The following is a 22,119-nucleotide window of genomic DNA, read 5'->3' on the forward strand; positions in this document are numbered from 1 at the left end:
AGCACCCCAGACCCTTCATCTGGACCAAGACCGCCGACGAGATCCTCGACAAAGTCGCCGCCTACTGCCGACGAATCTCCGACTCAGGTCACTAGTAGTGCTTCGTTACGTTGAGTGATCTCGGCTGATCGCGGGCAGCTTCCCGGAATGAGGTTGGGGGAAGTGGAACGGCTCCGGGGCGAGTTATCGGAGTTCGTTGCCGATATGTTCGGGTCGTTTCCGCGGCGGGATCAGCGGCGGTGGGGCGAGTGTTATCTGCGGGGCCTGATGCTCGACGGCCGGCGCAAGTCGATCCAGCCGATGGCCGAGCGTCTGCCGGACGGGAACATGCAGGCCCTGCAGCAGTTCGTGAACCAGTCGCCATGGGATCCGCTGCCGGTCAGGCAGCGGATCGCCGAGCGGCTGTCCGGAGTTGTCAGGCCCGAGGTGTGGGTGATCGACGATGTGTCGTTCCCCAAGTGCGGCAAGGCGTCGGTCGGGGTGGCCCGCCAGTACTGCGGAGCGGTCGGCAAACGGGCGAACTGCCAGGTCGCGGTCAGTGTCCATGCCGCCACCGACACGGCCTCGTGCCCGTTGGAGTGGCAGTTGTATCTGCCGCGTGAGTGGACGGACGAACCGGAGCGATGCCGCAGGGCAGGTGTCCCCGACGACGTGGTGCACCAGGAGAAGTGGCGTCTCGCGCTCGGCCTGCTGGACACACTCGCCCAGTGGCAGTTGAAGGCACCGGTCGTGGTCGCCGACGCCGGCTACGGCGTCAGCACCCCCTTCCGACTCGGCCTCGAGGAGCGAGGGCTGTCCTATGTCCTGGCCCTGACCGGGAAGGAAGTCGCCCACCCGGAGGATGTTGAGCCGTACCAGCCTGCTTACGGCGGACTCGGACCGCCCACCCTTCCCCGCTACCGCACCCCACCGCGAACCGTCTGCGCCCTCGCAGCGGAGGCCGGTGCCGACCGGTTCACCGAGGTGACCTGGAGGCAGGGCAGCAAAGGCACGATGACCTCACGCTTCGCGGTCCTGACGGTCCGGCCCGCGGGCAAGCAGTCCCTGGCCGCAGCGCAGGAGGCGGGTGGCGGCCGCAACCGGTGGGACGGCGTCCTGCCCGTCCAGACACTCCTGGTCGAGTGGCCGGACGGCCAGGACGCTCCGACGGACTACTGGATATCGAACCTGCCCGCCACCACACCGGCCGCTGACCTGGTGCGGTGGGCCAAGATGCGCTGGCGGATCGAGCACGACTACCGCGAGCTCAAGCACGGCCTGGGACTGGACCACTTCGAGGGCCGCACCTGGCGCGGCTGGCACCACCACGTCACCCTCGTCACCGCCGCCCAGGCATTCCTCACCCTCAGGCGGCTCGACCCAAAAGTCCACACACCGGCCTGACTTTCTACCAGGTCCTCGACGTTCTTCAGGACCTGCTGAGGTGCTGGACCGGTACCTGCACCACCTGCGGACGACCTCTAGCCAACCCGCGAAGCCGCCGCAGACAGCCCAGAACCTAACGAAGCACTACTAGGGCCTCTTGTGCGGATCACGCCGGGCCCGCGGGCGTGCGCTCCCGCCCCGCGGGCACGGCGGTGGCGGGCTCCGGCCGGGCGGCCGGGGCCGCCGCCCCGCGGCGGGGGCGGCCCGCCGCGGGGCCCAGCCGGCGACCGCGCCGGGTCCGGCCCCAGGGCTTCAGGACCGAGATCGTGGTCATGAACACGTAGGCGGACAGGGAGACGACCGGCCCGAACAGGACATCGCCCGCGTCGGGCAGCGGCCCTCCGGCGGCCACGGCCGCCACCGCCTCGTTGACCCCCGGCCGCAGCGCGAAGGCCGTCGCGGCCGTGGTGGCCAGGGTCAGCCAGAACTTGGTGACGACCCACCGGTGCCGGGCCAGCCCCCAGGCGGTGCCCAGGGACAGCACCAGGCCGCTGGTGAGGGTCAGCAGCGCGATCGGCAGCAGGAGCAGGTCCGCGAAGAGTTTCATGGCACGCACCGCCGCCTCCACGGTCGCCGCGGATCCGCCGGTGGCGGCGGCGAGACCGAGGGCGAGCAGTCCGAGCGAGAGCCCGAGCCAGCAGGCGGCGGCCACGACATGGACGACGAGGAAGGCCCGGCGTGCGGGTCGGCTGAGGTTCACGCGTCCCACGGTGCCGGGCGCGGGCGGCGCGGGGCGTCCCACGAGGGGAGTAATCGCGCGTACCGAGCCCGGCGTACGTGCGGGGTGGCGGGGTCGTTCCGGGGGCGACAGCGCGTGAGGGCGGGGGCGCGGGGTGGGCGGGGCGCGTGCGCGAGACGGCCCTACACGACGCGCACCGGCGCACGCACCCGGGCGTACCCGGCAGGCGGCACGGCGGTCCGGCGTGGCTACGGTGCGGGGCGGGGCGGTCGGCCGATGTGCGGGCACGTCGCCTTCGGTGGAGTCTGGGTGCCATGGCGCGCACAGGAAGGCGGAGCGGCGCGGCGGCCGACGTGGAGGAGATGCTGGACGAGCTCTATGTGCTGCCGCCGCCCGAGTTCGTGCCCCGGCGCGAGGAGCTGGCCGCCGCGGCGAGGACGGCCGGACGGGCCGAGGACGCCAAGCGGCTGCGGGCGGCGCGGCGGCCGCCGCTCGCCGCGTGGGCCGCGAACCTGCTGCGGCGGTCGCGGCCCGAGGAGTCGGAGCGGTTTTTGGAGCTCGGGCGGGCGCTGCGTGAGGCGTACACCGGTCTGGACGCCGGCGGCATGAAGGAACTGTCCGCGCAGCGGCGCCGCCTCGTCGGGCAGCTGTCCCGGCAGGCCGCCGGGCTCGCCCGGGAGGCCGGGCACCCGCTGTCGGACGCCGTCCAGCGGGACGTCGAGACGACCCTGGACGCGGTCCTCGCCGACCCGGAGGCCGCCGACGCGTGGGCGACGGGCCGGCTGGAGCGGGCGCTGACGCCCCCGTCGGAGTTCCCCTCCGGTGCTCCCCCGGCCGGCGCGGGACGGCCGAAGGCGGCCGGGCCGCCCGCCCGCCGGGCTCCCGACCGCACACGGCAGCGGGACGACCTCGCCGGGCGGCGCAAGGAACGGCAGGAGCGACTGGAGCGGGCGCGGGCCGAGGCCGAGGTAGCCGAGCAGCGGCTCACCGAGCGCCGGGACGAGCGGGCGGAGGCGGAGGCGGCGCTGCGGACGGCACGCGAGCAGCAACGGGCGGCCGAGGAAGAGATGGCGCAGGCGGAGCAGGAGCGGGACCGGGCCGAGGAGCGACTCCGGTCGGCCCGCGAGGAGAAGGAGCAGGCGGAAAGGCTCCGGCAGGAGGCGGAGGACCGGGACCGGTCGGCCGCGGACGCGCTGACCCGGGCCGAGCGGGCGGTGAAGGAGACCGCGCGCGAGGCGAAGCGGCTGTCTCCGCGCAAGCGTTGACCGGCGCTCCGCGCGCAGCACCCCTCCCCTCCGGCCCGTCGATATCCACCACCGGGTGAAGAAGTCACCTGCTGCCGCACCCTGTTGAGGGCGCCCACACCCATCAGCCGCCCCTTTCCTCTGTCGTTGGCATAGACCTGTCACCCCGCCATGGCTATGCTCGGCCACGACTCCACGTGAGAGCGCTCTCAGTTGGCGGTTGTTCCACCCCCACCTTGCTGGAACGACGAAGGGCACCTTCCATGAGACGCACCGGACTCACGCATGTCGGCGTGGCCGCCCTCCTCATGATCGGCAGCTGGACCGCGGCCGGCACCCTGCCCGCCGCGGCGAGCGACACCGGCACCGCCGCCGCGGCCACCACCTCCTCCCCCACCACCTCCTCCCCCACCGGCTCGACATCCGCCTCGGCGGGGCTCCTGGACGCCATGCAGCGCGACTTCGGGCTGACGCGCGCCCAGGCCGAGGCGCGGCTGACGGCAGAGCGCCGGGCCGCCGACGCCGTGCCGGAGGCCCGCGAGGCGGCCGGATCCGCCTACGGCGGCGCCTGGTTCGACGGCCGGAGCCGGAAACTGACCGTCGCCGTCACCGCGGAGGCCGGCGCCTCGACGATCGAGGCGGTCCGGTCCACGGGCGCCGCCGTCCGCACCGTCGAGCACAGCGCGCGGGCGCTGGACGCCGCCAAGTCCCGCATCGACCGGCTGGACGCACCGGCGGGCGTCAGCAGCTGGTCGGTCGACCCGGCCGCCAACACGGTGGTCGTGAACGTCGTGAGCACGCGGAAGTCCGACAACGATGTCCGGAGCTTCGTGGCGAAGGCCCGCGAGGCCGGCCCGGTCACCGTGCGGACCGTCCGCGCGGCGGCGGAGACCTTCGCCGCCGGCACGGTGGGCGGTGACCCGTACTACACGGGCAACGTCCGCTGCTCCATCGGCTTCTCGGTGCACGGGGGCTTCGTCACCGCCGGGCACTGCGGGGGCGCGGGCGCGGCGGTGCGGGGCTGGGACGGCTCGCACATCGGCACCTTCCAGGGCTCCTCGTTCCCCGGCAACGACTACGCGTGGGTGAGCGTGGGCAGCGGCTGGTGGACCGTACCGGTCGTACTCGGCTGGGGCACGGTGCCGGACCAGCTGGTGCGCGGCTCCGCCGAGGCGCCCGTCGGGGCCTCCGTCTGCCGTTCCGGCTCGACGACCCGCTGGCACTGCGGGCGGGTGCTGGCCAAGAACGAGACCGTCAACTACAGCCAAGGGGCGGTGCATCAGATGACGAAGACGAGCGTCTGCGCCGAACCCGGCGACTCGGGCGGGTCGTTCATCAGCGGTGACCAGGCACAGGGCGTGACCTCCGGCGGCTGGGGCAACTGCTCGGGCGGCGGCGAGACCTGGTTCCAGCCGGTCAACGAGATCCTCAACCGTTACGGGCTGACCCTGCACACGGCCTGACCGGACACCGACGACGAACGGGCCCCGCCGGGCGGACCGGCGGGGCCCGTTCCGCACACCCCGGGAGACACGCGGGAGTTACTCAGGAGTAAGTGTTACCGGTCCGTGACTCAATCAAGTGTTACCGTCGGTAAGTAAGCAGTGTTAGTTTCCGGTTCACCTTCTGCAGCAGAGCGAGGAGTGAGCCGTGAGCCGTCTCAGCAGGGTGCTGACCACCGTCGTCGCGACGACCGCCTGTGCCTGTGTGACCGCACCGCCCGCCGCCGCGAGCGAGCCCGTGGTGTCCCGCGGCGTGACCATCCCCGCCTTCTACACGCCTCCGGCCGACCTGCCCGCGGCCGACGGTGCGCTGATCCGGCACGAACCGCTGCGGCTCGGGCTGAGCCTGCCCGGACTGGACGGCCGCCGCCTGCCCGGCACGGCGACCCGGCTGATGTACACCTCCACCGACTCCAGCGGGCAACGGGTCGCGGTGACCGGCGCGTACATCGAGCCCTCGGCCCGCTGGAAGGGCGGCGGACCACGCCCGCTGGTCGTCGTCGGCTCGGGAACCATGGGCCAGGGCGACCAGTGCGCACCGTCGCTGGCTCTGGAGCGGCCCCTGACCCTGACCGGGGAGACGGTGTCGGTCGGGTACGACAATCTCGCCGTCTACCGACTCCTCGCCACCGGCGCCGCCGTCGTCGTGACGGACTACGCGGGCCTGGGGACGACGGACCGGCTGCACACCTACGTGAACCGGCTCGACCAGGGGCACGCCATGCTGGACGCGGCCCGCGCCGCGCGATCGGTCCCGGGGGCGTCCGTCACCGCCGCCTCGCGCGTGGGCCTGTACGGCTACAGCCAGGGCGGCGGGGCCAGCGCCTCCGCGGCCGAGCTGCACGGCACGTACGCCCCCGAACTCCCCCTCGTGGGCACCTACAGCGGCGCTCCTCCGGCCGACCTCACGTCCGTCATGAAGGGCATCGACGGCAGTGCGCTGGCGGCCGCGCTGGGCTGGTCCATCAACGGCTTCGCCCAGGCCGAGCCCGACCTGAAGCAGGTGGTCGACGAGCACATCAACACCAAGGGGCGGGCTGCCCTCGACGACATCGCCACCACCTGCGTCGGGGACGCGATCCTGCGGCACGGATTCACCAAGAGCACCAAGTGGACCCGCAGCGGCGCCTCCATCGCCCGGGTCATCGCCGACGAGCCCCGCGCCCGGGCCGTCCTCGACAAGCAGCGCATCGGCACGCTGAAGCCGACCGGGCCGGTCCGCGTCGTCACCGGTGTGCAGGACGACATCGTGCCGCACGCCCAGGCCCGCCAACTGGCCGTGGACTGGTGCCGCAAGGGCGCCGACGTGATCTACAAGGCCGTCGCCCTGCCCAACCTCGGGGACAAACTGCTCACCAACCACCTGGTGCCGCTGCTCACCGACCAGAGCGACGCGGTGTCCTGGCTGACGGACCGGCTCGAAGGACGCCCGGTGCAGTCGAACTGCCGGACCATGCCCTTCCAGCGCTGAGCGGGCGCACGCGACGAGCCCCGCATCCGGGATCCGGATGCGGGGCTCGGTTCGGAGCGCTGGGCAGGCCTTGCACCTGCATCTCCCCGCAGGAAGCGGGGCGTCTTTCCTTGGACCACCAACGCACGTCCTGGCTCCGGCAGTTCGGCGCCACGACCTGCGTAGAGCTTAGCGGGGACGGCGCGCGTCGTCACATCGGCCCCGTGACCCGCCGGCCGATTCAGAAGCGGAGTCGCTCAATCCCATGGGAAGGACCGGTTGGACTTCGCGGTCGGGCGGGGGCAGGGTTGACGGGGATCTCCACGATCCACCTGGGACAACCGCACCTCGCCTCACCCCGGAGAGCACCCGATGAACCATGTCATCAGCCCCGAGCGCTACGACGGCACCATGCGCTACCGGCGCACCGGCCGCTCCGGACTCGACCTTCCGCTGCTGTCCCTGGGCTACTGGCACAACTTCGGCGACGACCGGCCCTTCGAGACGCAGCGCGCGATCTCCCTGCGCGCCTTCGACCTCGGCATCACCCATCACGACCTGGCGAACAACTACGGCCCGCCCTACGGTGCCGCGGAGATCAACTTCGGCCGGCTGATGAAGCAGGACCTGGCCCCCTACCGGGACGAGCTGGTGATCTCCACCAAGGCCGGCTGGGACATGTGGCCCGGCCCCTACGGGCAGGGCGGCGGTTCCCGCAAGTACCTCCTGGCCTCCCTGGACCAGTCCCTGAAGCGGATGGGGCTGGAGTACGTGGACATCTTCTACTCGCACCGGCTGGACGCCACGACTCCCCTCGAGGAGACCATGGGCGCGCTCGACACCGCGGTCCGCCAGGGCAAGGCGCTGTACGTCGGCATCTCCTCCTACGACGCCGAGCGCACCCGGCAGGCGGCCGCCATCCTCCGCGACCTGGGGACGCCGCTGCTGATCCACCAGCCGTCGTACAACATGCTCAACCGGTGGATCGAGACGGACGGCCTGCTGGACGTGGCGCAGGAGGAGGGCTTCGGCGTCATCGGCTTCACCGCGCTCGCCCAGGGCATGCTGACCGGGCGTTACCTCGACGGCGTGCCGGAGGACTCGCGCGCGGCGGCGGGCACCTCCTTCGACGCCGGGTGGCTCACCGACGACATGCTGCGCCGGCTGCGCGCCCTGAACGACATCGCGGCCCGCCGCGGCCAGACCCTCGCCCAGATGGCCCTGGCCTGGGCCCTGCGGGACCCGCGGGTCACCTCGCTCGTCATCGGCGCCTCCCGCACCGAGCAGCTGGAGCAGAACGTGGCCGCGCTGGAGAACCCCGGCTTCAGCGACGAGGAGCTGGCCGAGATCGACACGTACGCCACCGACGGCGGCGTCGACCTGTGGCGCGAGGCCCGGCTCGGCAACCTCGGCTGATCCGGGTGTGCCCGGCCGCGGGCGGGGAACGCGGGTGCGTGCGCCGCGCGCTTCCGCCGGCGGCGACCCCACCCCTCGGGCGGCCTCATGCAGACCTTCCTGCCGTACCCGGACTTCGACGCGTCGGCGCTGGTGCTTGACCGGCGCCGGCTGGGCAAGCAGCGGGTCGAGGCGCTCCAGGTGCTGCGCGGCCTGACCGTCCCCGGCTACGGCTGGCGCCGCCACCCGGCGGTCCGCATGTGGACCGGGTACGAGGAGGCCCTGGTGCGGTACGGCCTGGAGATCTGCCGGGTGTGGCGGGACCGGGGGCACCAGGACAGCTGCGCCGCCAAGCTGGTGGCGGAGCTCGCCGCCGTCCGTCCGGGCGAGCCGGTGCGGGAGCAGCCGGAGCTGGCCGAGGCCGGGGAGCTGCCGCCCTGGCTGGGGGATCCGGGGCTGCACCGCAGCCACCGCTCGGCCCTGGTGCGCAAGGACCCCGACGTCTACGCGGACGTCTTCCCCGGGGAACCGGACGACCTCCCGTACCTGTGGCCGGCGTCCGACCGCGACCCCGAGGCCGTCACCGGCTGACGGGTGCGGCGGCCCGGGGCCACCGCACCCCCGCCCCCGGGTCAGCGCTCGCGCAGGGCGGTCAGGGTGGCGTCCAGGTCGGCCGGGCGGGGGCGGTTGTGGGGCAGCCTGGCCAGGACGGCGGCCATGCCGCAGGTGTTGGTGACCGCCGAGAAGACCAGTCCGGCGGCGATCGCGGCGGACAGGAACCGGAAGGCGGGGTGCACCAGCAGGTCCAGGACCAGCCCGAGCAGGACCAGGGTGCCCGCGGCGAGGCGGACCTGGCGTTCCATGGCCCACGCGGCGCGGGTGGCGCAGGCGGCCGGCCGGTCCAGCGCGTGCCCCTCCTCGGACCAGGCGGCGGTGCCGCCGGTGAGGGTGGCGGCGGGGATGCCGTCCCCGGCGAGCCGGGCGGCGGCGTCCGCGGATCGCCTGCCGGACGCGCAGACGACCAGGAGGTCACCGCGGCCGGCCGCCTCCCGCAGCGCGGGCAGGGCGCGCCGGAGGTGGTCCAGGGGGATGTTCAGCGCGCCGGGCAGGTGGCCGGAGGCGTACTCGCCGGGCGTGCGGACGTCGATGACGGTGAACTCGTGCAGCCGGGTGCGGGCCTGGTCGGTGCCGAGGGCGACGGGGGTCACGGGGGCGGTCATGGCAGAGCTGGTCCTCACTGGTCGACGGTGTCCCGAAGCGGGACGTACCATACCCCGAGGGGTATGTGTGAAGGAGTGGTTGTGGAGCTGGAACTCGAAGGTGCGAGTCTGAAGGCCGTGCTGAACCGGCTGCGCCGGGCCCAGGGCCAGATCTCCGGGGTCATCCGGATGATCGAGGAGGGGCGCGACTGCGAGGAGGTCGTCATGCAGCTGGCCGCCGCGTCGCGGGCGCTGGACCGGGCGGGCTTCGCGATCATCGCCACGGGCCTCCAGCAGTGCGTGGCCGACATCGAGTCGGGCCGCCGCAACGGGGAGGACGCGCAGGAGATGCGGGCCCGCCTGGAGAAGCTCTTCCTGTCCCTGGCCTGATCCGGGCGGTGTGGTCGTCCGCGGGGCATCACACCACCGCGTCGGTCAGCATCAGCGCGGCGACCGCCAGCAGCAGTACGGCGAACACGCGCCGCAGCACGGTCCCGGAGAGCCGGGCCGCCAGCCGCTTGCCGTCCCAGGCACCGAGGACCGCCGCCGCGACGAAGGGGCCGACGACCGCCCAGTCCAGCGTGTCGACGGTGCCGGCCCGCAGACCGAGCGCGGCGAGGCCGTTGACGGTGAGGACGACCAGGCCGGTGCCCACGGCCACGCGCATGCGCAGGCCGAGCACGCCGGTCAGCGCGGGGACGGCGAGGAAGCCGCCGCCGACCCCGAGCACCCCGGTGACCGCGCCGATCCCGGCGCCCGCGGCGGCGGCCCGGCCCGGCCGTACCGGGGTGTCGTCGTCCGCCGCGGGCCGCCGGCGCAGCATGCGGACCGCGGCGGCACCCGCCACCAGGGCGAACGCCCCGGTGAGCAGGGCGGGCGGCAGGCGCGCGGCGAACGCGCCGCCGAGCAGCGCCGGGCCGGCCCCCGCCGCGGCGAACAGCAGGCCCGTACGCCAGCGGACGTGGCCGTCGCGGGCGTGGGCGGGCAGGGCCGCCGCGGAGGTGAGGACGACGATGACGAGGCTCGCGGTGGTGGCGGCGACCGGGGTGAAGCCGAGCCCGTAGATCAGGGCGGGGACGGCCAGGATGCTGCCACCGCCCCCGAGCGCGCCCAGCGTGATCCCGACGAGGGCGCCCGCGGCCAGGGCGAGAAGAAGCGTACTCACGCGACCGCGCCGCTCCCGTCCCGGCCCAGGGGACGCGGCGGACCCGCCAAGGACAGTCCCGGAGCCGTCACGTGCCGCCCGGCCCGAGGGGTGCGTGCGCCGCCCCGGGGGGCCGGGTATCCGGCCCGGAGCCCGTGCGCCGCGTCCGCGGCCGGGAGGGCCAAGGCACGGGCGTGCCTGCGGAGGGTGGTCATACCGGTGGTGCTCCCCCGTCAGGCGTGCGTGGTCGTGAGGCCGGCGCGTTCCGCGCCGTCGAAGCCGTCGTCGACGGCGACGACGTCCCGTCCGGCCGCGTCCAGCAGGGACGCCGCGATCGCGGCGCGCATGCCGCCCGCGCAGTGCACCCAGACCCGGCCGTCGGGGATCTCGGCGAGCCGTCCGCGCAGGGTGTGCAGCGGGATGTGGACCGACCCCCGGACGTACCCGGCCGCGCGTTCGGCGTCGCGGCGGACGTCGAGGACGACGACCTGTTCGTGCGGGAGCCGTTCGGCGAGGTCGGCGAAGGAGGCGCGCGCGAAGGAGGCGGGCGTCTCGCCGGCGCGCAGCCACCGCGCCGGGCCGCCGGTGGCCGCCGCGGCCGGGCGGTCGATGCCGACCCGGGCCAGTTCCCGCTGAGCGGCGGCGAGCTGGGCGGGCGACTCGGCGAGCAGGGTGACCGGCTTGCCCCAGGGGACCAGCCAGGCCAGGTAGGTGGCGATCTTGCCGTCGGCCTCGAAGTTCAGGGCCCCGGAGACATGCCCCTCGGCGAACGCGACCCGGTTGCGCAGGTCGACCACCCACTCCCCCGCGGCCAGCCGCCGGGCGATCTCGTCGGCGTCGGCCGCGGCGGGCGGGGTCAGGTCGACCGGCGCGGGACCCTCGGCGTTGACCGGCGCCATGTGCGCGTAGTAGGCGGGGACGTCGTCCAGCCCGGCCAGCAGGTCCGCGACGAAGGTGTCCACGTCCCGGGTGAGCGCGTCGTTGGACGCCCGCTCCTTGCCGATCGTGGTCGAGTCCCCCTCGGCCTGGGAGGAGGAGCAGAAGCTGCCGAAGCCGTGGGTCGGCAGCACGGTCGTGTCGTCGGGGAGTCCGGCGGCCAGTCGCCGGACCGAGGCGTGCTGGGCACGGGCGAGCCGCTCCGTCAGGCGGGGCTCGACCAGGTCGGGGCGGCCGACGGTGCCGATCAGCAGGGACCCGCCGGTGAACACGGCGACGTCGGTCTCCCCCTCCCGCAGCACGTAGGCGGTGTGGTGCGGGGTGTGGCCGGGTGTCGCCACCGCGCGCAGCATCAGCCCGGCGGCCTCGTCGACGGTGACCTCGTCGCCGTCGCGCACGGGCGTGCGGGCGAAGGAGACGCGGGCGTCGGCGGGCACCAGGTAGTCGGCGCCGGTGAGGCGGGCGAGGTGGAGGCCGCCCGTGACGTAGTCGTTGTGGACGTGGGTCTCGACGACGAGGCCGATGCGCACGCCGCGCCGGGCCGCCGCGGCGACGACCCGGTCGATGTCGCGCGGCGGGTCCACCACCACGGCCGTGTGCGTGCCGCCGGCCAGATATCCGCGGTTGCCGAGCCCCGTCACCTCGATCGTGTCGACGAAGAACACGTCCTGCTCCTTCCAGTGGGGAAATTACCCCCGGGGGTATTCGGCTCCGACGGTAGCACGTACCCCGGGGGGTATCCCAGCGAGTCCTTCCGGCCCGCCGCCCGGGTCCCCCGTAGCAACGCACGGATGCCCCGGCGGCCCGTGTGACGGGCCTCCGGGGCATCCGGGTGCTGCGGCGTCCGGTGGTCGGACGCTCGGTCGGTCGGTCGGGGCGCCTACTTCGACGCCAGGTAGTCCTCCACGCCGGGCGCCGTGTGCGCGTCCTCCGCGTTCACCACCGAACCGACGGCCTTCGCGTCGGGCTTGAGGACGTAGGTCTCCACGCTCGCCGGGCGGGCCACGTCGGAGAAGTTCTGCGCGGTGCCCAGGCCGGTGTCGGCGTTCGTCTGCGCCCGGTGCGCCTTGACGACGTCCTCACGGCTGAGACCGCCACCCTCGCAGGCCTCCTTGAGGTTGTTGCCCATCAGCTGGGCCGCGTTGTAGCCGGAGAGCACGCCGGAGTCCACCGGGGAGTCCGGGTACTTCTTCTGGTACGACGCCACCATCTTCTGCACGCCCGGCAGTTCGGCGCTCACGGCGGGCGCCGCGCTCACGATGTGCAGCATGGCGGCGAGGGCCGGCGCGGCGGGCGTCTTCATCAGCTGCGGCGCGAAGCCGGGGGCGCTGCTGACCACCGGCACCTTCAGCCCGCGCGAGGCGGCCACCCCGACGAGGGAGGCGGTCTGGGCGGGGCCCGCGCTGATCAGGACCGCCTTCACGCCCTCCTTGCGCAGCGCCGACACCTGCGCCGACAGGTCGGTGTCGGTGGCCTGGATCTTCTGTCCGGCGACCTTCAGCCCGGCCTTCCCGGCCGCCCAGGTGGACCCCTCCAGGGCGTTGGCGCCGTAGTCGCCCTCGAAGTAGACGTGGCCGATGGTGTCGCCCTTCTTCAGCCCCTTCGTGCGGGTGAGGAAGTCGACCGCGGCGATCATGTCGACGTCGTAGGTGGTGCCGAGCACCTGGATGGCGTCCTTGCCGAGCAGGGACGCGGCCCATGCCTGCGGGAAGGTGAGCATCTTGTCGCGCTGGATGTCGTCCAGCAGGGCCGAGACCACCGGGGAACCGATGACCTGGGGCAGGGCGACGACGTCGGGGGCGATGTCGGCGTAGGCGGTGACCGCCTTCTGCACGTCGTAGCCGTGGTCCTTGACGACGATCTCGATCTTGCGCTCGCAGATGCCGCCCTCGGCGTTGACCTCGTCCGCCCACATCTGCTGGGCCTGCACGATGCTCTTGCCGAGGGTGGCGTACGGGCCGGTCAGGTCGGTGAGAGCGCCCAGTCTGATGGTGTCGTCACTGATGCCGGGGCCGGTGCGCACACCGTCGGCCGAGTCGCCGCCCCCCTTGCCGCCGTCCGCCTTGGAGCTGCACCCGGTGGCCGCGAGCAGCAGGGCGAGGGTGCCGGCGAGGACGGTCCCGGTGGTACGGCGCCGGTTGCGGCGGGTGCGGTGCGTGGTGTTCACGGGGTGTGCTCCTTGGGTCGTGCGGCTTCGGCGGACTGCGGGGGCGAAGGGACGGGATCCGGGACGGCCCTGCCGCGGCCGGCCCGGCGGCGCCGGAGGCGTTCCCGGGCCCGGCGGGCCAGGCCGTGGAGGCCGTCGGGCGCGTACAGCAGGACGAGGACGATCGCGGCGCCGTACAGGTAGCGGGCGGCCTCGGTGGGCCCCACGGCGCCCTCGGCCGACCCGGGGGCGGCGACCAGGGGGAGCTGGTCGGCGTACCGGGTCATCAGCAGGGGCAGCGCGGTGACGAACACGGCGCCCGCGGTGGCTCCCGCGACGGAGCCGAGCCCCCCGATGACGATCATGGCGAGGTAGTCGACGGACAGGATGAGCGAGAAGTAGTCGGGGACGACCCGGCGGAAGGCGAGCGCGAGCAGCACCCCCGCGAGCCCGGCGTACATGGACGACACCACGAACGCCGCCGACCGGTGCCGGGCCACGTCGACCCCCATCACCGAGGCCGCGGTCTCGCTGTCGCGCAGCGCGGCGAGGGCACGGCCGGGGCGGCCGCGCAGCAGACCGCGGGCGGTGAACCAGGTCAGCGCGAACAGCGCCAGACCCAGGAACCACAGCCGCTCCTCCGCGCCGAACGGCACGCCGAGCACGACGAGTTCGGGATCACTCTCCGCGAAGGAGAAGCCGCCGACGGTCAGCGGCGGCACGGAACGCCCGTTGAAGCCGCCGGTGACGGAGTCCGCGGTCAGCAGGACGTGGTGGCCGAGGAAGACCAGGGCGAGGGTGGCGATGCCGAGGTAGATGCCCTTCACTCTCGCGGCGACGGGGCTGAACAGCCCGCCCGCCGCGCCGGCCAGCAGCACCGCGAGGACGGCGGCGACGACCGGGGGCAGGCCCGCCCCGGGGTCGCCCGCGAAGTAGGCGTAGCCGTACGCCCCGACGGCGAGGAAGAAGGCGTGGCCCAGGGAGAGCTGGCCGGCGGTCCCGGACAGCAGCGCCAGGCCGATCGCGCCGATGGCCGCGGCCATGGAGAACAGGCCGATGCGCAGCCAGAAGGCGTCCAGGTAGAACGGCGGCAGGCACAGGGCGAGGGCGAGCACCAGGATCCAGGCCCGGCGGCGGGTGAGGGCGGCGTGCAGACGGTCAGACACGGGCCACCCCCTTCGCGCCGAACAGCCCGGTGGGCCGCACCAGAAGCACCAGCAGCATCACGGCGTAGGGGGCGACGTCGCCGAAGCCGTCGCCGAGCATGTGCAGGTCGGACTGGTAGCCGACCACCATCGCCTCGGTCAGGCCGATGAGGAGGCTGCCCGCGAGCGCGCCCGCCGGGGAGGCGAGCCCGCCGAGGATCGCGGCCGGGAACGCGTTCAGCGCGATCTGCCCGGTGGTGCGTTCCAGTCCGGGCGCCGGGAACGCGGCGAGGAACACCGCCGCCAGGGCGGCCAGCGCGCCCGCCAGGCACCAGGCTCCCGCCCGGATCCGGCCGAGCCGCACGCCCATCAGGGCCGCCGCCTCCAGGTCCTCCGCCGCCGCCCGGAGCGACAGGCCCCAGGGGGTGAAGCGGAACAGGGCGAACACCGCGCCGATGACCACGGTCGACACCACGATGGCGGCGAGCCGGCTGTCGGCGACGGTCACCGGTCCGAGTTCGGTCACCGAGGAGCCCCACGGGTCGCCCAGCGTCAGCAGGTCACCGCCGATGCGGCGGGCCAGGTCGGTGAGCAGCACGATGTCGATGCCGATGGTGACGATGGTCTGCACATGCGCGGCGTGGCCGTCCTGGCCGCCGCGTTGCAGCAGGAACCGGTCGACGAGGCCCGCGAGGGCGGCCGTGGCGAGGACCGCCAGGGCCAGCGCTCCGGCGAAGCCGAGGTCGTCGTGCAGGACGGCGATCAGGTAGCCGCCGAACAGCAGCATGGAGCCGTGGGCGAAGTTGAGGACGCCCGAGGCCTTGAAGATGACGACGAAGCCGAGCGCGACCAGCGCGTACACGGCGCCGAGCGCCACTCCGCCGAGGAGGTTGTCCAGGAACCCGGTCATGCCACGTCCTCCCCTGCGGCGTCCGCCGCCGTGTCCGTCGCCGCGTGCGCCGCCCGCTTCGCCGTCGGGTCGTCGGGGGCCGCCTCGGTGCCGAGGTAGGCGCGCAGCACCTCGGGGTCCCGGCGCACCTCGTCCGGGGTGCCGTGGGCGATGGCCCGGCCGAAGTCGAGCACGGTGACGTCGTCGGCCAGGCGCATCACCAGGCCCATGTCGTGCTCCACCAGGACGATGGACAGGCCGAGTTGGGCCCGCAGTTCGGCCACCACCTCGGCGGTGCGGGCGCGTTCGGTGGCGTTCATGCCGGCCACGGGTTCGTCGAGCAGCAGCACTCTGGGCTCCAGACACAGGGCGCGGGCGAGTTCCACCCGCTTGCGGTCGCCGTACGACAGCAGCGCCACCGGGCTGTCGAAGTGCGCTCCCAGACCGGTGAGTTCGGCGATCTCCCGGGCGCGTTCGAGATGCTCGCGCTGCTCGCGCACGGCGCCCGGCAGACGCAGGGCGGTCGCGGCGAAGCCGGCGCGGGACAGGGCGTGGCGGCCCAGCATCAGGTTGTCGGCGACGGTGCCGTGGGTGGTGACGATGTTCTGGAAGGTGCGGGCCACACCGAGCCCGGCGATGCGGTGCGGGGCCAGCCGGGTCAGCTCGGTGCCGCCGAGCGTCACCGTGCCGGCCGCCGGGCGGCACAGGCCGGACAGCACGTTGAAGCAGGTCGACTTGCCGGCCCCGTTGGGGCCGATGAGCGCGTGCACCGAGCCGGGGACGACGGTGAAGGACACCTCGTCGAGAGCGGTCAGCCCGGCGAAGCGCACGGTCACCTCCCGGACGTCGAGCACGGGCGGCGGGGCGGTGGTGCGGTCCTTCACGCGGCCCCCCGGTCCCCGGCGGTCTCGGCCGTCTCGGCCGTCTCGCCCAGGTACAGGCGGCGTACGGCGTCGGTGCGGGCGAGTTCGGCGGCGGGGCCCGACAGGCGGGTCTCGCCGACCTCCAGAACGTGCGCGTGGTCGGCGAGCGAGAGCGCCATGCCGGCGTTCTGCTCGACCAGCAGGACGGCGGTGCCCTGCGCGTTGATCTCGCGGATCACCTCGGCGATCCGGTCGACCATCTGCGGGGCGAGGCCGAGTGAGGGCTCGTCCAGCAGGAGCAGCCGCGGGGCGGCCATCAGGGCGCGGCCGATGGCCAGCATCTGCTGCTCACCGCCGGACAGCAACCCGGCCGCCTGGTGGGTGCGTTCGGCGAGCCGCGGGAACAGCGCGAACACCCGGTCGCGTGCCTCCTGGGTCCGCGCCCGGTCGCGGCGGGTCAGTCCCAGCCCGCCGCTCTTGAGGTTCTCGTCCACCGAGAGACCGGCGAACACCCGGCGTCCCTCCGGGACTTGGACGACTCCGGCCCGTACCGCCGCGACGGGGTCCTTGCCGTCCAGCACCGTCTCGCCGTAGCGGATGCGGCCGCCGGTGACGGCGCCCCGGTGCAGGCGCAGCGTGCCGGACACGGCACGCAGCAGGGTCGTCTTGCCCGCGCCGTTGGCGCCGAGCAGGGCCACCACGGCCCCGTGCGGCACCGTCAGGGACACGGAACGGAGGGCGGACAGGGCGCGCCCGTACGTCACGTCGACGCTCTCGACGTGCAGCGCGGGCCGGTCGTCCGGTGGTGCTTCGGGCATCACGGCTCCTCGGGGCCGTACCGGGGACGGCAACGGCTTTCGTGGGAAGGGGTGCTCACGACAGCACGGGCGCGGGCGGGCGGTACAGCCTTCAGCCCGCGCTCGCTGCGGTGTCCCAACGGGGCCGCTCGGGGGTTGTGCCGGTGCCCATGCCCTCCGGGCGGACAGCGGGGGTGGTGCGGCTGCCGCCGGCCGCAGCGGCGGCGGACACGGGCCCCGACCGGCGCCGGACGCGTCCGGATCAGCGGCGACGCGCACACGGGCAGGGGACCCCGCGCCGCCGGGCGGAGACCCTCGCGACCTACCGGGCCGTGCGGGGCCGCGCACGTCGAGGTCGTGTAGGCACGTGCTCCCCGGGCGGAGCGGCGAGGGGCGGTGCGGCTGCCGCCGGCCGCAGCGGCGGCGGACACGGGTCCCGACCGGCGCCGGACGCGGCCGGATCAACGGCGACCCGGACACGGACACGGAGCCCCGCGCGCCGGGCGAAGACCCTCAACCGCCGCGCCGGGCCGCGCGCACGTCGGGGTCGGGTGTGCCGGTGCCCATGCCCTCCGGGCGGGGCGGGAGCCGGGCTGGCTGCCGTCGGCCGCCACCGGTTCGGGGGCGGAACCCCTTCCGCCGCGTACAGCGGCGACACGAGACCGGGCACCGGAGTGCCCTCGACGGTGCGAACGGATCGGCACGGGCGGCGGCGGTCTCAGGACCGGGCTCGGCGACCGTCGCCGGGTGTCCTCGCCCTCGCGTCCGCCCGGCGCGCGTTGGCCGGTGGCGTCGCGTTCGGGCACGACCGCGAGCGCGGGGGTCCGAGCCGCGGCCCCGCCCAGGCTGCTGCGGTCAGGGGTGCGCCCCCAGTGGGGCTCCTGCGGCGGAGAGCGCGCGGGGCGCACTCCCCCGGTGACCACGCCCCGCCCCCGGGTGCCGGGCGGCGGCCCCGGCACCCGGTGCTCCCGCCCGGCGCACCGGCGTCGCCCCGGCTCCCTCGTCCGGCCGGCGGGCATGCCGCGCCCCCGGTCGTCCCGCCCCGCCCCGTTCCCCCGCCGTCAGCGGGGCAGCAGGCGGTGGGCGGTCAGGGCGAGGGTGACCTCGACCAGGTCGGAGGGGCGGGAGAGGGAGCGTCCCGTCAGCTGCTCGTAGCGGCGCAGGCGGTTGAGGACGGTGTTGCGGTGGCAGTAGAGCAGGCGGCTCGCGCGCTGGGCCGAGCCGTCGCAGGCCAGCCAGGTGGCGAGGGTCTCCAGGAGGACGTCCGCGTCGGCCGGTTCGAGTCCGGCGAGCGGACCGAGCAGCCGGTCGGCGAGCGCGGCCCCCAGTTCGGGCGAGGACGCCACCAGTGCCGCGGGCAGGTGGTCCGTCAGCCGGACCGTGCCGCCGGTCTCCGGGCAGAGGCTCAGCGCGGTGTCGGCGAGTTCGCGCGCCCCGCCGACGGCGGCCAGTCCCTCGACGGCGCTGCTGACGCCGATGCGCAGTCCGGGCCGCTGGGTGTCGGCCGCCACCGGTTCCGGGTCGTCGTCGGCCAGGACGATGCCGTAGTCGACGTCCTGCCCGGGGTGCCAGTGCACGCGCACAGCCGGGGGCAGCAGCGACTGTGCACCCGGACAACCGACGGGCCGGCCGCCCGCCACGGCGACGACCACGTACCGGCCCTGCTCCGGCAGGCCCAGGACCTCCGCCGCCTCGGGCAGGTCGGCGATGCGGCTGCTGCCGTCCAGCAGCGCCGCGGCCAGCAGGCGCACCCTGTTCTCCCGTCGCCAGGCCAGTTGCCGTTCGGTCTGCCGGTAGGCGTCGGCCACGAGCGTGCAGTGCTCGTCGACGAACTCCCACACGTCCGTCGCCACGTGCACCAGCAGCCGTACGTCCTCGGGGGCGGTCCGGGACGTCTCGTCGACCAGGCCCTGCCACACCAGCGAGCCGCCCAGCCGGAAAGCGTGCAGCAGCGCGTCGAGCGGCAGCCCCTGTTCGGCGCGGGCGGCGCCGATCCGCCAGGTGCAGCGGCGCGCCGCGTCGCGGGCGCCGCGGGGGTCGAGCAGGGAGGACACGCTGTGCCGCAGCGATCGGTGCACCTCCTGCCAGGTGCCCACGGCGTCCGCCTCCACCGAGGCCCGGTAGGCGGGCTCCTGCTCCTGCAGCACGGCGACCAGCCGGTCGGTGAGGTGGGGCAGGTCGTCCAGCAGGATGCGGGCGCCCCGATGCAGGACCCGCAGCGCGTCGGCGTCGATCACCGACCGTACGCGTGCGGGCCGCGGGCGCGGGGCGGGCACGGGCCCGGGGCGTGGCAGAGTACGTGGCCGTACGGCGTGGTGCATCGCGTATCTCCCCCAGGGTCGGCTTCCCGGCGGTGCCCGTGCGGCGGTCCTCGTACCGGCGCCCGGCCGGCCGCGGAGCCCATGGGGCGGCCGCCACCTGACTCGTCCTGCCCCGAAGGATGGCATACCGTCCGGTCGGTCCCTAGAGCTGTGCACCGGTCTTTTCCGCCTGTTCGACCAGTCGGACAAGTTCCACCCGGGAACGGACACCGAGCGTCGCGAAGACGTTCCGGAGGTGGTAGTCGACCGTGCGGGTGCTGACCGACAGGCTCAACGCCGCTTCCCGGTTGGTCGCGCCCTCGGCGACCAGCCGGGCGATGCGCAGTTGTTGCGGGGTCAGCCGGGCCAGCTCCCCCGCTGCCGCCGGACGGTTGTCCGCCGCCCCGGCGCCTGCGGGGGCCGCGCCGTTGGCCCGCAGTTCCGCGCCCGTCTGCCGTGCCCACACCCGCGCACCGCAGCGTTCGAACCCCAGCAGTGCCTCGCCCAGCCGGGTCCGCGCCTCGCGCAGCCGGCGGCGGCGCCGCAGCCACATGCCGTGCAGCAGCTCGGTGCGGGCCCGCTCGAAGTCGCCCGCTCCGGCCGTCTCCTCATGGCGGTCCAGGGCGCGCGAGAACAGTTCGTCGGCCGCCTCCGGCGGGGCCAGCAGCGCTCGGCAGCGCAGCAGTTGGGCGGGGGCCTGGGGGTCGGCGCCGCACGCGGCCCACAGGGCGAAGTCCTCCACCACCGGCCGGGCGTGCTCGGGGTGTCCGGCGAGGACGGCGGCCTCCACGTAGCAGGGCACGGCGAGCATCCACACCGCGAAGTGGCCGCGGCGCGGCCCGGGACGCACCAGCGGGCCGAGCCGGTCCGCGGCCTCCCTCGGGCGGCCCGCGCCCAGGTCGGCGCGGGCCGCGGCCCACTGGGCGAGCGTGGCGGCCTGGGACAGGCCGTGCCGCCGGGCGATGGTGAGCGCCGCCGTGACATGGTCGGCCACCGGGTCCCCGTCGATGGACGCGGCGAGGGCCAGCACCGCGTGGTGGTGGGCGGCCGTGTTGCGCTGTCCCGCCCGGCGCGCGGCACGCAGTCCCTCCTCCGCGTGGGTGCGGGCCAGCTGGTGGCGGCCGGCGCGCAGATCGGCGTAGGCCAGGTACTCCAGGGCGCGCGCTTCGCAGCCGCTGTAGCCGGCCGTGCGGGCCGCGGCCAGGGCCCGGGAGCCGGCCCGGCGGGCGGCGGTGACCTCGCCGAGCATCAGCGCCGCGGCCGCGGCCCGCATGAGTTCCTCGGGGTCGGCGGCGTCCTGCCCCCGCTCGACCACCCGGCGCAGCGGTCGGGCGGCGAGGTCGAAGCGGGCCAGCAGCACGGCCCGCATGCCGTCGCGGTGGTCGTGGAGCAGGGTCGGTGCGGAGCGCTGCGCCGGGATCCCGGCGCCGGCCGGGCCGGCCGCGTCCGGGCGGGGCGGGCCGTCGTGGGTGAGGGCGCGCAGGCAGGCCGCGGAGTCGCCGGCCGCCCAGGCGGCGTCCGCCGCGCCGAGCCCGGCCGCCACCGCCGCTTCGTCCGGGCCGCCGCCCTCCGGGGACGCGCCGGTCAGGAGGCCCGCGGCGAGCAGGAAGGACTCCCGGGCGTCGTCCACGGGACCGTCGGCGAGCAGCACCCGGCCGCGCAGCAGTTCGGTCCGGCCGCGCACGGGCGTGGGGGCGGGGCGGCTCCGGGCCGCGTCGAGCAGCCGCAGGGCGGCGGGCGAGTCCCCGGCGAGCAGCGCCTGTTCGGCGGCGGCCGTGTACTGGCAGGCGCGCTCGGCGTCGTCCGGGGTCAGTTCGGCCGCGCGGGTGTGGGCGGTGCGGCGCAGGCCGGGCGGCGGTGCGGCAACCGGGTCGGTCGCGGCGTCCGCCAGCGCGGTCGCGAGGCGGGGCGCGGGTCCGGTGACGGTCCACGAGCGGTGCAGCAGCGCGGGGAGTCCGGTGGGCAGCGTCCGGGCCAGGGCGCGGTGGGCGGCCCGGCGCCGCTCGGACGGAGCGGTGGCGTACACGGTGCGGCCGAGCAGCGGGCTGCGGAAGCGCAGCCGGCCTTCCGCGCCGGCGAGGAGCGGGGACGCCGTCCGGGCCTCGTCGCGGGCCGGGCGCGGGTGCAGGTCGTGTACGGCCCGGCGTACGAGGTCGGCTTCGGCGTCGGGTTCGCCGGTGGCCCGCAGGGCGGCCGCCACGGTCAGCAGCAGGTCGGTGTGGTCGGGTGTCAGTCCGGTCAGGTGGCCGCCGACGACGGAGGTGAGGACGTCCGCGTCGGCCGCCGGTCCGGGCAGCTCGCGGTGTCCCCGCAGCTGGGCCGGGGACAGGCGGTGAGCGAGGGCGAGCAGCAGGGCGGGGTTGCCGTCCGCCTCGGTGACGAGCCGGGCCCGCACGGCCGGGTCGACGGTGCCGTCGGTCGCGTCGTCCAGCAGGGCCGCCGCGTCGGCCGGGGCGAGCGGTGCGAGGTGCAGGGCGGGGAGCCCGGCCAGTTCGCGGACGGTGGGGAGGTGGCCGGGCACGGTCAGGAGCATCCCGGTCCCGCCCGGGGCCGCGTGGAGGCGTGCGGCGGCCTCCCCGAGGGCGGCGCGCGAGGCCGGGTCCCACAGGTGCGCGTCGTCCACGCACAGCAGGTGGGGGGCGCCGCCGGCCGCCTCGCGGAGGGCGGCGAGCAGGGCCTCGCCGGCCGTGCCGTCGGGCGGGGACGCGGGGCGGCCGGCGGCCCGGAGCAGGGTGTGCAGGCCGCCGCGGGGCCGGGCGGACCCCGCCGGGTCGGCCCGTACGTGCCACACCGGTCCGGCGCGGAAGGACCGGGCGGCGTGGGCGAGGAGGGCCGAGCGTCCGCAGCCGGGTTCGCCGGTCACGAGCCGCACCCCGCCTTCGGTGCCCAGCCGGTCCAGGAGGTCGGCGATCGCCCGCCGCTGCGAGCCCGCGCGGTAGCGGTGGGAAGCGGATCGGGGGGTCGTCAGTCCGGTCATTCCCGGGACCTTACTCACGCGTAAGTTC

Annotated in this window: 18 protein-coding genes; 7 read left to right on the top strand and 11 right to left on the bottom strand. The window is 75.1% G+C overall.

Going from position 1 to position 22,119, the window contains the following annotated elements; translation table 11 throughout:
* The first annotated feature begins 147 nt into the window (after positions 1–147).
* Entirely contained in the window at positions 148–1,383 is a 1,236-nt protein-coding gene (locus tag ACIRPP_RS08680) for an IS701 family transposase (protein ID WP_078618375.1), read from the top strand.
* 148 nt (positions 1,384–1,531) lie between these two features.
* On the opposite strand, the gene ACIRPP_RS08685 is transcribed toward ACIRPP_RS08680, so the two are convergent.
* Positions 1,532–2,125 carry a DUF2269 family protein gene (locus tag ACIRPP_RS08685; protein ID WP_403639195.1) on the bottom strand — a complete coding sequence of 198 codons (594 nt, stop codon included), beginning with the start codon at positions 2,123–2,125 and terminating at the stop codon, positions 1,532–1,534.
* Positions 2,126–2,418: 293 nt separating this feature from the next.
* Here ACIRPP_RS08685 and ACIRPP_RS08690 point away from each other — a divergent pair, with 293 nt between their 5' ends.
* The 5 genes from ACIRPP_RS08690 (at position 2,419) to ACIRPP_RS08710 (ending at position 8,286) form a co-directional block, all read left to right on the top strand.
* Positions 2,419–3,369 (top strand): hypothetical protein, encoded by a 951-nt coding sequence (locus ACIRPP_RS08690; RefSeq protein ID WP_403639197.1) that lies wholly within the window; start codon positions 2,419–2,421, stop codon positions 3,367–3,369.
* Between the two features lie 242 nt (positions 3,370–3,611).
* Positions 3,612–4,811 (top strand): S1 family peptidase, encoded by a 1,200-nt coding sequence (locus ACIRPP_RS08695; protein WP_403639199.1) that lies wholly within the window; start codon positions 3,612–3,614, stop codon positions 4,809–4,811.
* A gap of 187 nt (positions 4,812–4,998) precedes the next feature.
* Positions 4,999–6,321 (top strand): lipase family protein, encoded by a 1,323-nt coding sequence (locus ACIRPP_RS08700; RefSeq protein ID WP_403639201.1) that lies wholly within the window; start codon positions 4,999–5,001, stop codon positions 6,319–6,321.
* 351 nt (positions 6,322–6,672) lie between these two features.
* Positions 6,673–7,716, top strand: a complete 1,044-nt coding sequence (gene mgrA, locus ACIRPP_RS08705) for an L-glyceraldehyde 3-phosphate reductase (RefSeq protein WP_192230847.1) — start codon at positions 6,673–6,675, stop codon at positions 7,714–7,716.
* 87 nt (positions 7,717–7,803) lie between these two features.
* Positions 7,804–8,286, top strand: coding sequence for an MSMEG_6728 family protein (locus tag ACIRPP_RS08710; RefSeq protein ID WP_403639203.1), 483 nt, complete (start codon positions 7,804–7,806; stop codon positions 8,284–8,286).
* 41 nt (positions 8,287–8,327) lie between these two features.
* Here the strand turns inward: ACIRPP_RS08710 and ACIRPP_RS08715 are convergent, their stop codons facing one another.
* A complete protein-coding gene (locus ACIRPP_RS08715; RefSeq protein WP_403639205.1) occupies positions 8,328–8,915 on the bottom strand; it encodes a rhodanese-like domain-containing protein in 588 nt (195 codons plus the stop codon).
* Between the two features lie 81 nt (positions 8,916–8,996).
* On the opposite strand from ACIRPP_RS08715, the gene ACIRPP_RS08720 reads away from it, so the two are divergent.
* Entirely contained in the window at positions 8,997–9,284 is a 288-nt protein-coding gene (locus ACIRPP_RS08720) for a metal-sensitive transcriptional regulator (protein ID WP_403639206.1), read from the top strand.
* 28 nt (positions 9,285–9,312) lie between these two features.
* Here ACIRPP_RS08720 and ACIRPP_RS08725 read toward each other — a convergent pair whose 3' ends face one another.
* The 9 genes from ACIRPP_RS08725 to ACIRPP_RS08765 all read right to left on the bottom strand — a co-directional run bounded on the left by ACIRPP_RS08725 (position 9,313) and on the right by ACIRPP_RS08765 (position 22,091).
* Complete coding sequence (locus ACIRPP_RS08725) at positions 9,313–10,059, bottom strand: sulfite exporter TauE/SafE family protein (protein WP_403639208.1); 747 nt, start codon at positions 10,057–10,059, stop codon at positions 9,313–9,315.
* 212 nt (positions 10,060–10,271) lie between these two features.
* Positions 10,272–11,639, bottom strand: coding sequence for a rhodanese-like domain-containing protein (locus ACIRPP_RS08730; RefSeq protein WP_403639210.1), 1,368 nt, complete (start codon positions 11,637–11,639; stop codon positions 10,272–10,274).
* Positions 11,640–11,854: 215 nt separating this feature from the next.
* Positions 11,855–13,141, bottom strand: coding sequence for an ABC transporter substrate-binding protein (locus ACIRPP_RS08735; RefSeq protein ID WP_403639212.1), 1,287 nt, complete (start codon positions 13,139–13,141; stop codon positions 11,855–11,857).
* Positions 13,138–14,286, bottom strand: a complete 1,149-nt coding sequence (locus ACIRPP_RS08740) for a branched-chain amino acid ABC transporter permease (protein ID WP_403639214.1) — start codon at positions 14,284–14,286, stop codon at positions 13,138–13,140. The genes ACIRPP_RS08735 and ACIRPP_RS08740 overlap by 4 nt, the downstream gene beginning before the upstream one ends.
* Entirely contained in the window at positions 14,279–15,175 is an 897-nt protein-coding gene (locus tag ACIRPP_RS08745; RefSeq protein WP_403639216.1) for a branched-chain amino acid ABC transporter permease, read from the bottom strand. The genes ACIRPP_RS08740 and ACIRPP_RS08745 overlap by 8 nt, the downstream gene beginning before the upstream one ends.
* Positions 15,172–16,038 carry an ABC transporter ATP-binding protein gene (locus ACIRPP_RS08750; protein WP_403639218.1) on the bottom strand — a complete coding sequence of 289 codons (867 nt, stop codon included), beginning with the start codon at positions 16,036–16,038 and terminating at the stop codon, positions 15,172–15,174. The genes ACIRPP_RS08745 and ACIRPP_RS08750 overlap by 4 nt, the downstream gene beginning before the upstream one ends.
* Positions 16,035–16,835, bottom strand: coding sequence for an ABC transporter ATP-binding protein (locus tag ACIRPP_RS08755; RefSeq protein ID WP_403639220.1), 801 nt, complete (start codon positions 16,833–16,835; stop codon positions 16,035–16,037). The genes ACIRPP_RS08750 and ACIRPP_RS08755 overlap by 4 nt, the downstream gene beginning before the upstream one ends.
* 1,040 nt (positions 16,836–17,875) lie before the next feature.
* Positions 17,876–19,135, bottom strand: coding sequence for a PucR family transcriptional regulator (locus tag ACIRPP_RS08760; RefSeq protein WP_403639222.1), 1,260 nt, complete (start codon positions 19,133–19,135; stop codon positions 17,876–17,878).
* A gap of 142 nt (positions 19,136–19,277) precedes the next feature.
* The gene (locus ACIRPP_RS08765; RefSeq protein ID WP_403639224.1) at positions 19,278–22,091 is read right to left on the bottom strand and encodes a LuxR C-terminal-related transcriptional regulator; all 2,814 of its coding nucleotides are present in this window, start codon (positions 22,089–22,091) and stop codon (positions 19,278–19,280) included.
* Between the last annotated feature and the right edge of the window lie 28 nt (positions 22,092–22,119).

The organism is Streptomyces sp. NPDC101219 (assembly GCF_044767675.1).
Lineage (GTDB): Bacteria > Actinomycetota > Actinomycetes > Streptomycetales > Streptomycetaceae > Streptomyces.

Excerpts from the sequence above, each read along its gene's own strand:
- ACIRPP_RS08680 (WP_078618375.1), top strand. The coding sequence starts at position 148 with ATGAGGTTGGGGGAAGTGGAACGGCTCCGGGGCGAGTTATCGGAGTTC.
- ACIRPP_RS08690 (WP_403639197.1), top strand. The coding sequence starts at position 2,419 with ATGGCGCGCACAGGAAGGCGGAGCGGCGCGGCGGCCGACGTGGAGGAG.
- ACIRPP_RS08695 (WP_403639199.1), top strand. The coding sequence starts at position 3,612 with ATGAGACGCACCGGACTCACGCATGTCGGCGTGGCCGCCCTCCTCATG.
- mgrA (WP_192230847.1), top strand. The coding sequence starts at position 6,673 with ATGAACCATGTCATCAGCCCCGAGCGCTACGACGGCACCATGCGCTAC.
- ACIRPP_RS08710 (WP_403639203.1), top strand. The coding sequence starts at position 7,804 with ATGCAGACCTTCCTGCCGTACCCGGACTTCGACGCGTCGGCGCTGGTG.
- ACIRPP_RS08715 (WP_403639205.1), bottom strand. The coding sequence starts at position 8,915 with ATGACCGCCCCCGTGACCCCCGTCGCCCTCGGCACCGACCAGGCCCGC.
- ACIRPP_RS08745 (WP_403639216.1), bottom strand. The coding sequence starts at position 15,175 with ATGACCGGGTTCCTGGACAACCTCCTCGGCGGAGTGGCGCTCGGCGCC.
- ACIRPP_RS08755 (WP_403639220.1), bottom strand. The coding sequence starts at position 16,835 with ATGCCCGAAGCACCACCGGACGACCGGCCCGCGCTGCACGTCGAGAGC.
- ACIRPP_RS08760 (WP_403639222.1), bottom strand. The coding sequence starts at position 19,135 with ATGCACCACGCCGTACGGCCACGTACTCTGCCACGCCCCGGGCCCGTG.
- ACIRPP_RS08765 (WP_403639224.1), bottom strand. The coding sequence starts at position 22,091 with ATGACCGGACTGACGACCCCCCGATCCGCTTCCCACCGCTACCGCGCG.